Source organism: Anaerovorax sp. IOR16, from assembly GCF_017168145.1.
Classification (GTDB): Bacteria; Bacillota; Clostridia; order Peptostreptococcales; family Anaerovoracaceae; genus IOR16.
Genome location: NZ_JADQTL010000012.1, coordinates 68,563 through 81,162, shown reverse-complemented (window position 1 = coordinate 81,162; position 12,600 = coordinate 68,563). Strand labels below are relative to the sequence as shown.

General features: G+C 35.5%; 10 protein-coding genes and 1 pseudogene. 8 read left to right on the top strand and 3 right to left on the bottom strand.

The genetic code is table 11. The features are described from left to right. The first annotated feature begins 3 nt into the window (after window positions 1–3). From sigE to I2490_RS15805, 4 genes and pseudogenes are all read left to right on the top strand, one after another. Window positions 4–714, top strand: coding sequence for an RNA polymerase sporulation sigma factor SigE (gene sigE / locus I2490_RS15820; protein ID WP_245157241.1), 711 nt, complete (start codon window positions 4–6; stop codon window positions 712–714). A gap of 88 nt (window positions 715–802) precedes the next feature. After that, a complete protein-coding gene (sigG, locus tag I2490_RS15815) occupies window positions 803–1,573 on the top strand; it encodes an RNA polymerase sporulation sigma factor SigG (RefSeq protein ID WP_206460720.1) in 771 nt (256 codons plus the stop codon). Window positions 1,574–1,739: 166 nt separating this feature from the next. Next, a pseudogene (locus tag I2490_RS15810) lies at window positions 1,740–3,102 on the top strand (IS1182 family transposase). Between the two features lie 236 nt (window positions 3,103–3,338). Further along, a complete protein-coding gene (locus I2490_RS15805) occupies window positions 3,339–4,715 on the top strand; it encodes an MATE family efflux transporter (protein WP_206460719.1) in 1,377 nt (458 codons plus the stop codon). On the opposite strand, the gene I2490_RS15800 is transcribed toward I2490_RS15805, so the two are convergent. Both I2490_RS15800 and I2490_RS15795 read right to left on the bottom strand, forming a co-directional pair. Further along, the gene (locus tag I2490_RS15800; RefSeq protein ID WP_206460718.1) at window positions 4,712–6,034 is read right to left on the bottom strand and encodes a Na+/H+ antiporter NhaC family protein; all 1,323 of its coding nucleotides are present in this window, start codon (window positions 6,032–6,034) and stop codon (window positions 4,712–4,714) included. The two genes, I2490_RS15805 and I2490_RS15800, sit on opposite strands and share 4 nt — an antisense overlap. Before the next feature lie 16 nt (window positions 6,035–6,050). Further along, window positions 6,051–7,643, bottom strand: a complete 1,593-nt coding sequence (locus I2490_RS15795) for a peptide chain release factor 3 (protein ID WP_206460717.1) — start codon at window positions 7,641–7,643, stop codon at window positions 6,051–6,053. A gap of 183 nt (window positions 7,644–7,826) precedes the next feature. On the opposite strand from I2490_RS15795, the gene I2490_RS15790 reads away from it, so the two are divergent. From I2490_RS15790 to cmk, 3 genes are all read left to right on the top strand, one after another. After that, window positions 7,827–8,159, top strand: a complete 333-nt coding sequence (locus tag I2490_RS15790; RefSeq protein WP_206460716.1) for a YlmC/YmxH family sporulation protein — start codon at window positions 7,827–7,829, stop codon at window positions 8,157–8,159. A 104-nt stretch (window positions 8,160–8,263) separates the two neighbouring features. Then, window positions 8,264–8,737, top strand: a complete 474-nt coding sequence (gene nrdR, locus I2490_RS15785) for a transcriptional regulator NrdR (protein WP_206460715.1) — start codon at window positions 8,264–8,266, stop codon at window positions 8,735–8,737. Between the two features lie 6 nt (window positions 8,738–8,743). Then, on the top strand, window positions 8,744–9,394 hold the full coding sequence (gene cmk / locus I2490_RS15780; protein ID WP_206460714.1) for a (d)CMP kinase: 651 nt from the start codon (window positions 8,744–8,746) through the stop codon (window positions 9,392–9,394). Between the two features lie 95 nt (window positions 9,395–9,489). Here cmk and I2490_RS15775 read toward each other — a convergent pair whose 3' ends face one another. Continuing rightward, window positions 9,490–10,728, bottom strand: a complete 1,239-nt coding sequence (locus I2490_RS15775) for a DUF1015 domain-containing protein (protein WP_206460713.1) — start codon at window positions 10,726–10,728, stop codon at window positions 9,490–9,492. 161 nt (window positions 10,729–10,889) lie between these two features. Here I2490_RS15775 and I2490_RS15770 point away from each other — a divergent pair, with 161 nt between their 5' ends. Further along, entirely contained in the window at window positions 10,890–12,578 is a 1,689-nt protein-coding gene (locus tag I2490_RS15770; protein WP_206460712.1) for a peptidoglycan D,D-transpeptidase FtsI family protein, read from the top strand. Window positions 12,579–12,600 lie beyond the last annotated feature (22 nt).

The following is a 12,600-nucleotide window of genomic DNA, read 5'->3' as shown; positions in this document are numbered from 1 at the left end:
ATTATGGGGTTTGTAAATTGGACATTAAATCAAATATTATGGTTTTTCTTTCACCGAAAGCCAAGAAAAATATTTTATATAGGGGGAACGGATGTATTGCCACCGCCTTTATCAGCAGAAGAGGAATTGGAATTGATGGAACAGATGGAGACCAATACCGAAGCGGTACGTACTATTTTAATTGAACGAAATTTGAGACTTGTTGTTTATATTGCAAAGAAATTCGAAAATGCTGGTGTTAATATTGAAGATTTAATTTCAATCGGAACCATTGGTTTGATTAAGGCAGTGAATACTTTTAAAAGGGATAAAAATATTAAATTGGCAACTTATGCATCTAGGTGTATTGAAAATGAAATTTTGATGCATTTAAGGCGAACCAGCAAAAATCGAACTGAGGTTTCTTTTGATGAACCCCTTAATGTGGATTGGGATGGAAACGAATTATTGCTATCCGATATTTTAGGTACGGAAACAGATATTGTGTATAATCACATTGAGGAGGAGGTCAATCGTAATCTTTTAATTTATGCATTGAAACAGCTCACTCCCAGAGAACGAAAGATTATGGAAATGCGGTTTGGATTAATTAATGGGAGAGAGATGACACAAAAAGAAGTTGCAGATTTTATGGGTATTTCGCAATCTTATATTTCTAGATTAGAGAAAAAAATAATTTCTCGCCTGCAAAAGGAAATTAAGAAGCTAGGATAGAATAAAATTGCTAGCCATTGTACATAAATAATAAGGACGATGCATTATGCTTTGGGGGACAAAAAAAGAATGCGGAGGACCTTTTTTCATGGCAGGCAAAGTAGAAATTTGCGGTGTGAATACATCAAAACTTCCGGTCTATAAGGATGCGGAAATGAAGCGGATGATTGAAAAAATTAAAGGGGGGGATAAACAAACAAGAGATGAGTTTATTAGAGGGAATCTGCGATTGGTATTAAGTGTGATTCAGAGATTTAATAACCGAGGTGAGAACTCAGATGACCTGTTTCAAGTTGGGTGCATTGGATTGATTAAAGCCTTGGATAATTTTGATACGGCACATGAGGTGAAATTTTCAACGTATGCGGTGCCAATGATTATTGGAGAAATTCGACGTTATTTAAGAGACAACAATGCCATTAGGGTGAGTCGTTCCTTAAGAGATACAGCATATAAAGCGTTACAGGCAAAAGAACACCTGATGCGTATGAATCAAAGAGAGCCTACAATTATGGAAATTGCCACAGAACTGGATATACCTAGAGAGGATGTAGTTTTAGCCCTTGATTCCATACAGGAACCAATCTCTTTATTCGAGCCGGTATTCCATGATGATGGGGATGCTATCTATGTAATGGATCAGGTTCGAGATACAAAAAATACAGATGCTCATTGGGTGGAAAATCTTTCTTTATCGGAGGCAATGAAAAAGCTCTCGCTTAGAGAGCGCCATATTTTGACCATGAGGTTTTTTGATGGCAAAACACAAATGGAGGTTGCCGATGAAATCGGCATTAGTCAGGCTCAGGTTTCAAGATTAGAAAAAGGGGCCTTAGAAAAAATGCGAAGACAATTATAAGACATATAATACTATTTGAATTTTTAATAACGCTCTTACTGTAAGAGCGTTCAGACTGTAGACAAGGATATCTCTATCTTTGCCTACAGTTTTTTTTACATAATGTAATACATTTTATTGTATTTATGGTAAAATATATGTATAAATACATGGAGGTATTTGCTTTATGATGGGTAAGAAAGATTTATTAGGTCGTGATCAATTTCAAATGGTAACCTTGAATTCTCTTGTTCCACAAGATCATATTATTCGTAAGATAGATACTGCGATTAATCTCTCTTTCATTTATGACCTTGTAAAAGATTTGTATTCTGATGTGGGAAAAGAAAGCATCGATCCTGTTGTCTTAATTAAAATTACCCTCATTCAATATACCTTTGGTATTCGATCCATGAGACAGACCATTAAAGAAATTCAAACGAATGTAGCTTATCGATGGTATCTTGGTTATAGTTTAGAGGAAGAAATTCCTCACTTTTCTACCTTTGGTAAAAACTACTCTCGTCGGTTTCAAAATACTGACTTATTCGAACAAATCTTTCAAAGAGTCATTGCTGAAATCATGGAATATGAATTCATTAATTCAGAAAGCATTTTCATTGACGGTACACATATTAAAGCAAGTGCAAATAACCATAACAGTGAAAAAGAAACCGTTTTGGAATCCGTTAAATACTATGAAAAAGAACTAATGAAAGAAATTAACGAAGATCGCATTGAACGAGGAAAACAAGCTTGTAAAAAAAACGGAAGCCAAAGAAAAGACAAAAGTAATCAAGAAAAGTACCGTAGATCCGGATTGCGGTGTATTTCATAAAGGAAAGCATAAGGTAGTATTTGCTTATGCTGCAAATGTAGCTTGCGATCGAAACAATTACATACTTGCTTTTCATACAAATCCAGGAAATGTACATGACTCAGTTGCATTCCCAAAGATTTATGAAAAAGTAAAAAGATATAAAGGTGTAAAAAATATTGTAATGGATTCCGGATATAAAACACCTGCAATTGCTAGAGAAATACTCAAAGATAAACGAATTCCTATCCTACCATACAAACGACCTATGACAAAAAATGGTTATTTTAAAAAACACGAATATGCTTATGATGAATACTATGATTGCTTTGTATGCCCAGAAAACCAAGTGTTAAACTATACTACAACAAATAGAGAAGGGTATCGGGAATATAAGAGTAAAGGAGAAATTTGCAAGAGTTGCCCTTCCTTATCAGAATGCACAGCAAGTAAAGACCATGTAAAAGTAGTCACACGTCATATATGGGAAAACTACATAGAGCAATGTGAGGACATTCGTCATACTCCAAAGTATCGAGATCTTTACAAACTACGGAGTCAAACCATTGAGCGAGTCTTTGCCGATGCAAAAGAAAAACATAATATGCGTTATACACAATATCGAGGGATTCAGAAGATAGAAATGGAACTGAATCTTCTTTTTGCGTCCATGAATCTAAAAAAACTAGCAACATGGATTCATAAATCTGAAAGAAGGAATCAAATGGCATAGAGATATCCTTTTATTTTTTCTTTTTTTAAAAGCTTTATAGAAAAAATAGAAAATACCTTGCAGAAATTATAAGAATATAAATTTAGCAAGGTATTTTGTCTACAGTCTGAACGCTCTTACTGTAAGAGCGTTATTTTTATGTGACAAAATATTTTTGTTTAAATCTGATGGAATAAATAGGTTATATTTGATAAGATAAAAAGTGAAATGTATTTCTAGGAAATGATGGAGCCGTTATGTTAGAGTTTAAACAGAAATTTAGATTTTATAAACAAGAAAAAAGCTTTTACAGCAAAGCATTATTAATTGCAGTTCCGATTATTATACAGCATTTGATCAGTATTGGTTTAAATATTGTAGATACTTTGATGATTGGAAGAGTTGGAGTGCTTGAATTGGCGGCCGTTGGTGCCGCCAATCAAATTTATTTTATTTTTACAACGATATGTTATGGAATCTTTAGTGGGGCAGCTGTTTATACTGCACAATATTGGGGTGTAAAAGATATTAGAAATATTCGTAGAGTTTTGGGTATTGATTACATGGTAGCTTTTTTTATGGCTTTTTTTGTTATCTCTTGTGTAGAAATATTTGCTCCGCAAATTTTATGGCTTTTCGCCAGAGATACTTTAGTCATAGCTCTAGGCACCCAATATCTTCGAATTGCATGTCTTTCTTACTTGTTTACAGCGATGTCTTTTGCAATTAGTTATAATTGCAGATCCATTCAGAATTTAAAAGTTCCTACTATCATCAATGCAATCGCACTTAGCATAAATACAGTATTGAATTATGGATTGATCTATGGAAATTTTAATCTTCCAAAGATGGGTGTCCAAGGAGCCGCCATAGCTACCGTTATTGCAAGATCTATAGAAATTTTTGTGTTGCTCATATATATTTACAATCATAGAGAACATCCTTTAGCTGGTAAAATAACCGAACTATTTTCATTCAATCAATCCATGTTTAAAAAAGTAATGAAAACAGCAGTCCCTGTTGTTATATCTGAAGGTGGTTGGAGCATTGCGACAACAATCACTTTCATAGCCTACGGGATTTTAGGACCATCTGCTTTAGCCGTAGTTCAAGTAGCTTCTGTTGTAAATGAGTTTTTCCAATCTTTATTTTTTGGAGTAGGAAATGCTGCAGCCGTTATGTTAGGAGAAGAATTAGGGCGTAATCAATTAAAAAAAGCAGAGAGTTACAGCCAATCTTTCTTGAGAATACTATTTGTTATGAATGTAGTAATTACATTAATATTAATTTTGATTCGAGGAGGGATTGCAGAGTTATACCAATTTGATACAGTAACCACAGAGATGCTTATGAACACTCTTTTCGTGTGGGCATTGTTTTTAACCCCGAAAATGATCGTTTATGTACTTGTTTGCGGGATTTTGCGATCAGGAGGGGATACGCATTATACAATGCTGCTTGATTTAGCTGGGAATTGGCTACTTGGAATACCACTGGCTTTTTTAGGTGTTCTCGTTTTTAAACTTCCACTTCATTTTGCTGTTGGACTATCCTCTCTTAATGAAATTGTAAAAGCAGTGATATTCTGGAAGAGGTATAAAAGTAAAAGATGGATTCGAATGTTAATTGATTAGTTTTTGATTTTAGCTTTCCCGCTTATTGGGAATAAGACAAAAGCTAAAATAGGAAGACTATACATATAAAAAGCAAATGGTAAATAGCTGGCATTATGTACTCCCAACATAGAGATTGGAACAAAAGAAGCAACGCACCAAGGTATTAAACCGGAAATAATAATAGCACTATTGGAAATATCTAAAGCAAATTGATTTTGTTCTGTTTCATCATAACATGGTTTCATTATATCGTGGGTAACAATGGTAGCAATGGTTTGATTACAGCCAAAGGACGAAGAAAGTGTTCCAATGATTGCAGTTAGGCCAAATCGCCATTTTGGAGAACGATTATATTTTTGAATTTGTTTTTCTAACCCATCAAAAGCATGGATGCATTCAAAAATACCAGCAAGAGAGCAAGAAATAAACAGCATAATGTAGGTAATTAACATAGAACGAATTCCACCACTGGATAGAACGCCGGCAAGCGGACCTTCTTCAAAAGTAACACCAATTGCCATAGCCTTAATTACTGAGAAGAAATTGGCTCCTTGTGCAAAAAGGCTAAGCAGTAATGCTGATAAAATACTGAGAATCATAGAAGTCTTAACACCCACTTTTAAGACTGGTAATAAGAATAGAACCAGTGCAGGAAGGAGCATAAGAGGCGATATGACAAAGGAATCCTTCAGTGTGGAAGGAAGGGGACTGTTTGCTAACTTAAGTGGATAAAATAGAGAAAAACCTCCATAAAAAAATATGGATAGTAGCATGGGCAGAATGGATGAAATCCCCATGTTTTTTACATTGGTCATATGATCTGCTTTTGTAATCGTCGCTGTTAAGGCCGCCGCAGAAGAAACAGGGGACCCACGGTCACCGAAATAGACACCGGACATGATTGCACCCGTCATTAGTGCAAGTGGAATGTTTCCGCCTCTTGCAAGCGTAATAAGAGCAATCCCCATTGTACTTACGGCTCCAAAAGAACTGCCAATTAAAAAAGAGATAAGAGCACAAATTAAAAAAGAAAACAAAACAAACCAATTTGGTGCAATATAATTCAAGCAGTAATACATTAAAGTAGGAAGCGTTCCGGCTGTAATCCATACGCTCATGATACAGCCAATTAGAAGAAAAATTTGTAAAATAAGAAAAGAACGCTTCCCACCCTCATAGGACATTGTGATGATTTCTTTCATTGTCTTCCCTTTTCTCTTTGCAATCCATGCAAAAATAATCCAGCAAAGAAAAAGGGCATATCCTAAAAAAAGCCCTTTTTGTACAGTAATCACCAGTAAAAGAAAACAAAGTAACAACCCAATCAAAATATCCATTGGAATCACCTTTCTATTATAATGTAAGAGTATTGTTTACATCCAACGCTTCTATTAAAGTAATATCTTTGTAACGTTCCATAAAATAATTTAAGGTAAACTGATTTGCAAAGAGGATGAGTGGACGATTGTAGTGATCAAAAACTAACATGCATCTAGAGTCCAAACTTTCTTTTACGAGCTCTAATTGTTCTGGATTGATCCATCTCGCTACATTAAAGTCTAAGCTTTGCATACGTATATCTGCATTATATTCATTCTTTAAACGATATTCAAACACTTCAAATTGTAATACTCCTACAGCGCCAATAACAACTTCGTTGTATGAGTTTCGGTAGACCTGAATGGCACCTTCTTGTGCCAGTTGAGATACACCTTTTTGAAAGTGTTTTGCTTTTAATGAATTTACAGGTGTAACCAAGGAAAACAGTTCTGGTGGAAAGGTTGGAAGCGGCTCAAAGAAAAGAGGTTCCTTAGTGGTAGATAAAGTATCTCCAATTTGGTAATTACCAGTATCATAAATACCGATGACATCACCTGCATAAGCTTTATCAATGGTTTCACGTTCGTTTGCCATAAGCTGTGTTGATTGACTTAATTTAATCGGCTTTCCTGTTCTGGATAGCGTAACTGTCATTCCTCGTTCAAATACTCCCGAACAAATTCGCAAAAAAGCCAAACGATCACGATGAGCGGGATTCATATTTGCTTGGATTTTAAAGATAAATCCAGTAAAATTTTCATCGGTTGGTTCTACTTGGCCATCAATTGTTTTTCGTGCTCCGGGAGTAGGGGACAACTTGAGAAAATGATTTAAAAATGTAGTAACACCAAAATCAGCCAGCGCAGATCCAAAAAATACTGGAGAGAGTTTACCGGCTCTGATTTGTTCTTCATCGAATACATTTCCGGCACCTGTAATTAATTCGATTTCAGTTCGAAGACTTTCTAGATTAAAAGAAGTTAATATGCCTTCCAATTCAGGACCAAAGACACCTTCTTCACCTAACACAATTGTTTCTTTTTGTTTATATAAATGTACGACATTTTCTAATCGATCATATACTCCTTGGAAATTTAATCCACAACCAATCGGCCAGGTAACGGCAACCGAAGGCATACCGAGTACTTCTTCCAATTCTTCCATGGCATCCAAAGGATCTTTAGCTTCACGGTCAAATTTATTGATGAAAGTAAAGATAGGAATACCACGCATACTGCACACTTGGAAAAGTTTCTTGGTTTGCGCTTCAATACCCTTTGCACCATCAATCACCATAACTGCACTATCCACAGAAGTTAGAATACGATAAGTATCTTCACCAAAGTCGTTGTGACCGGGTGTATCCATAATAGAAATTACTTTTCCTTTATAATTAAATTGCATAACGGAGGAAGTAACCGAAATACCACGTTGTTTTTCAATTTCCATCCAGTCTGAGGTTGCAAATTTAGCATTTCTTCTTGCTTTTACACTACCTGCTTCACGGATGGCACCACCATGGAGCAGAAGTTTTTCCGTTAATGTTGTTTTACCGGCATCCGGATGAGATATAATTCCAAAGATGCGACGTTTTTGTATTTCTGCTTGTAATTGCTGATCTGCCATATTTATAAAAAATCCTTTCTGATTTAGAGTCCTATTTGAAATCCTGAAATAGACCACAAACATAATATCATATTTTAACCCAATGTAACATATCTTTATTATGGAATAGTATTATGAAATCTATATTAAAAATGTAAAAAGTAAGAAGATTAAAATAGCTAACTCAATAGGGAGGATGTTAAAATGATAAGTACACAGGACATTAAGCAAAAAGAAGTGATTAATATTTATGATGGAAAAAGCTTAGGTTTTGTAGAGGATTTAGAAGTTAATTTAGAAAAAGGAACCATTGAAGGAATTATCATACCGGTACAACGTAGCTTTTTTTCGTTTTTTGGACGTAATGACGAGCAGGTAATTAAGTGGAGGGACATTAAGAGAATAGGAGATGATGTTATATTGGTTGACGTTAGTGGGGGATTTGAGGGAGAGTTTCTTTATCGTTCTTCACAGAAGAATCAAGGAATCAATATTAATATGGAAGACTTTGAAGAAAACCCTGAAACGGAGGATTGATGAAAGAAAAACCTTGCATAAATCGATATATATCGGTAAAATCTAGATAATACATGAATCGTAGCAGGAAGGCAGTCAGTCTGTCGATAGAGGGGGAAAGACCTATGAGATGCCCATTTTGTGAAAATGCAGATACACGTGTAATCGATTCTAGACCTACGGAAGAAGGACATGCTATTCGACGTAGAAGAGAATGTGATAATTGTGGAAAACGATTTACTACTTATGAAAAGGTTGAGGCTGTTTTTTTCATGGTTGTGAAAAAAGACGGCAGTCGTGAAGCGTTTGATCGTAATAAAGTAATGAATGGAATCATAAAAGCTTGCGAGAAACGACCTGTATCCATTGCATCCATTGAAAGTATTGTCAATGAAATTGAACGAGGCTTAAATAATATGATGGAAAAAGAAATTGAAAGCAAAATCATCGGTGAAGTGATTATGGAGCACTTAAAGGATTTGGATGAGGTTGCTTATGTTCGATTTGCCTCAGTATATCGTCAGTTTAAGGATGTAAATACTTTTGTTGCTGAGATTGAAAAATTACTTAGCCATGGTAAGGATGGAAAGGAATCATAAAAAAATATGAAAAAGATATTTAAAATTGCAGTGGATGGACCATCCGGTTCCGGAAAAAGTACAATTGCAAAGAAGGTTGCGAAAGAACTTGGGATCGAGTACATTGATACAGGTGCGATGTATCGAGCCGTTGGATATAAAATGATATGCGAAGGGATTTCAAAAGACGAAATTGACCGAATAAAAGAAATGTTGGATCAAACTGATATTGATTTTAACGGGAATGATATTTATCTGGATGGAGTCTGCATTAGTGATAAAATTCGAACTGCAGAGGTCGCAAAAATGGCTTCTGCTTGTTCCGCTATCGCTGAAGTTAGAGAAAAGCTTGTGGATTTACAGAGAAAAATGGCCGAGGAAAAGAGTGTCATTATGGATGGAAGAGATATTGGAACAAATGTTTTGTCTGATGCAAAATACAAGATTTTTCTTACCGCTTCTACAAGAGAAAGAGCGTTACGCCGTTGGAAAGAATTGAAGGATAAGGGAGAAGATCTGTCACTGAAACAAGTTGAGGATGATATCATTCAAAGAGATTTTAATGACACAACCAGAAAATTAAATCCTTTACGTAAAGCACAAGATGCTTTGGAAATTGATACGACAGAAATAACAATCGAAGACGTAGTCCAAACTATTATAAATTCAATAGAATAAGATAAAAAGAGGTAAAATTTCAAATGATTTTACCTCTTTTTCTATTCATGTGAAATTGTTTACGAAATTTTGATCTTTACACACTCTAAATTTATTTATAGTTCATGCATAAATAATCCACTTCCAAGTTTTGGTTCAAACCAGGTTGATTTTGGCGGCATTACTTTTCCTTCATCCGAAACGGTCAAAAGGTCTTGAATGGAAACCGGATACAGTGCAAAAGCAACTTGCATATCCAAATGACATCTTCGTTCCAATTCTTTAAGCCCACGGATACCGCCTACAAAATCAATTCGCTTATCGGTACGAGGATCTTTGATGCCTAAGAGAGGATTTAATACATTATTTTGCAGAATCGATACATCTAAACCTTCGATAATATCGTCGGAAAGGATTGCTTTCTTTGCGATTAGTTTATACCATGTCTTGTCCAAGTACATAGAAAAAATGTGCTTGCCATCTGGTTCATAGGGGCTTTTATCAGAAGGAATTACTTCAAAGAGTCCTTCCAATTTTTCAAGAAACTCTTCTTTTGAATAGCCATTCAAATCTTTGATGACACGGTTATAGTCAAAGATTTTTAAATCTTCATCTGGGAAGATGACTGCCATATAAAAATTAAATTCTTCATTTCCTGTGTAATTTGGATTTTCTTCTCTTCGCTTTAGCCCGACCTTTACTGCAGAAGCAGAGCGGTGATGACCATCTGCAATGTAAAGAGAAGGAATTTGATGGAATTGTTTGGTGAGAGTTTCTATGATAGTATCATCATCGATTTTCCAAAGAGTATGACCAATGCCATCTTTTGTTACGAAGTCATATTCCGGATTGTGCATATTGATCCATTTACTGATGATGGTATTGATTTCTTCTTTCTTTCGATAAGTAAGGAAAACTGGTTCTGTATTGGTGTTACAGATATCAAAGTGCCGAATGCGGTCCAATTCTTTCTCTACACGAGTAAACTCATGCTTTTTTATAACGTTATTTTGATAGTCATCCACCGAAACACAAGCAACGATGCCTGTTTGAACGCGGCCGTTCATTGTTTGACGATAAATATAGAGCATTGGTTTTTCTTCGCGAATGAAGATCTCCTCTGTTAAAAGATCAGAAATGTTCTGTTTTGCTTTTTTATAAACCTCGTCACTATATGGATCACTGTTTTGAGGTAGATCTATTTCTGAACGGCAGATATGTAAGAAACTATAAGGGTTACCGGATGCCATTTCCGCCGCTTCGGACTGATTCATTACATCATAGGGAAGGGAAATTACTTGATCCGCAAATGCTGCGGAGGGACGTATTGCTTGAAAAGGTCGTATTATTGCCATTTTATCCTCCAATCATATGTTATCTTAATATTCATAATTATAGAGGTTCTTTTTTCTCATTTCAATGTAATTGTTTGCATAAGCATAAAATCTTTATACTTTGGAAAAAATTTTATATATAAGAAAGTGCAAGCGGAAGTAAGGATGAATTGAGAGAAAAAATGAAAAAAGGTTCTAATCAAAAGGACAAGAGCATAAAAAAGAAGAAAGATAATAAATGGGAAAACAAGCAGCGCAAACGGCTTATTTTTTGTATTGTTTGTTTTTATCTTTGTATATTTGGACTGGCAGTCAAACTTGCTTGGATACAGATTATAGATCGGGAAGAATACATTTCTGTTATCAATCGACAGCATAGAATCGTGATTGAAGGTGTTGATAAACGTGGAGTGATATATGATCGTAATCAAAATCCTATCACGGATGCAGTTGAAGAATATGTCTATATCATACGAAAAGAAGATATAAACACAGAAAGTAAACGATTGCTTAAAACAATCAATGCAAAGCCAATCCGAAGCAATAATTTCCGATATGATGTATACCGCTGTGGAAGTTTTCATAAAGAAGCATCCAGAAAATTGGAAAATGAGTATGGCGCTTTTATTATGAAAACACGGCAGCGTTACAGTCATGAACAGCCTGCTGTTCATTTAATTGGATATTTAAATGGTGCTGATGGAAATGGTGTTTGCGGATTGGAAAAAGATTATGAGCAGTATCTTTCGCAACAAGAAAAAAGTATCTATTCCGTAGGTGATGGAGGTGGATATATCATTCCGGGAAAAGGAATTCGTGGGACAACCGGAAAGGAAGTCGGACTTTTAACTACATTGGATTTATCCATTCAAAAAAAAGCAGAACTCATTTTAAAAGAGAATGATGTTGAAGGAACGATTGTTATTACAGATGTAAAAACGGGAGATCTTTTAGCCAGTGCCAGTACACCAATTTTTGACCCAAATGGAGTGGAAAAATACTTAGAGAGTGACGAGAAAGAATTGATGAATCAGGCAACACAAGGACAATATCCTCCTGGTTCGATTTTTAAAATCATAGTAGCTGCTGCTGCTTTGGAAAATGGTATAAAGCCAGATACCATATTTACGTGTGTTGGACATGAGGATTTGGGGGAAATTACCATTGGATGTGCAACGGGAGGAGATTTGGGGCATGGTGAGATTACTTTTGAAGATGCATTTGCAAAGTCTTGCAATGCAACCTTTATTCAAATTGGAAAGCAAATTGGCGGACAGAGTATTTTAGAGATGGCTCGTACATTTGGATTTGATAAAAAAACTTTGGAGGAATATTCTTGTGAAAAGTCAGGAATGCTTCCTAATTTACAAGATGTACAAGGAGCTGGAATTGGGAATTTGTCCATTGGACAAGGCAGCTTATTGGTTACGCCGATACAGGTTGCAAAGATGACACAAATCATTGCAAATAATGGAGTGTGCACCAATTTGAGATTGGTTCGTGGCATTGTTACGAACGGAAAGCAGGAGTTGTATCAGTTAGGACAAAAACAGCAATGCATTTCCCTGGAAACAGCAAAGATACTAAAGCAATTTATGATTGATACTGTAAAATATGGAACGGCAAATAATTTAGGAAATATATCGGCTGGTGGAAAAACGGGATCGGCACAGGCTGCTGATAATGGACAAGAGGTCGTTCATGGATGGTTTACGGGATTTATTCCGGCAGATAATCCTCAGTATACAATTACTGTATTTGTTGAAAAGGGTGGTTCTGGTCGAGCATCGGCAGTCCCAATATTTAAGGAGATGGCGGAAAATATATTAAAAGATCAGACTGCTGATAGCAGTCTGGAAAAAACGAGATAAGCTTTAAACTTATCTCGCTTTT

Excerpts from the sequence above, each read along its gene's own strand:
- cmk (WP_206460714.1), top strand. The coding sequence starts at position 8,744 with ATGAAAAAGATATTTAAAATTGCAGTGGATGGACCATCCGGTTCCGGA.
- sigG (WP_206460720.1), top strand. The coding sequence starts at position 803 with ATGGCAGGCAAAGTAGAAATTTGCGGTGTGAATACATCAAAACTTCCG.
- sigE (WP_245157241.1), top strand. The coding sequence starts at position 4 with ATGGGGTTTGTAAATTGGACATTAAATCAAATATTATGGTTTTTCTTT.
- I2490_RS15800 (WP_206460718.1), bottom strand. The coding sequence starts at position 6,034 with ATGGATATTTTGATTGGGTTGTTACTTTGTTTTCTTTTACTGGTGATT.
- I2490_RS15790 (WP_206460716.1), top strand. The coding sequence starts at position 7,827 with ATGATAAGTACACAGGACATTAAGCAAAAAGAAGTGATTAATATTTAT.
- I2490_RS15805 (WP_206460719.1), top strand. The coding sequence starts at position 3,339 with ATGTTAGAGTTTAAACAGAAATTTAGATTTTATAAACAAGAAAAAAGC.
- I2490_RS15775 (WP_206460713.1), bottom strand. The coding sequence starts at position 10,728 with ATGGCAATAATACGACCTTTTCAAGCAATACGTCCCTCCGCAGCATTT.
- nrdR (WP_206460715.1), top strand. The coding sequence starts at position 8,264 with ATGAGATGCCCATTTTGTGAAAATGCAGATACACGTGTAATCGATTCT.
- I2490_RS15770 (WP_206460712.1), top strand. The coding sequence starts at position 10,890 with ATGAAAAAAGGTTCTAATCAAAAGGACAAGAGCATAAAAAAGAAGAAA.
- I2490_RS15795 (WP_206460717.1), bottom strand. The coding sequence starts at position 7,643 with ATGGCAGATCAGCAATTACAAGCAGAAATACAAAAACGTCGCATCTTT.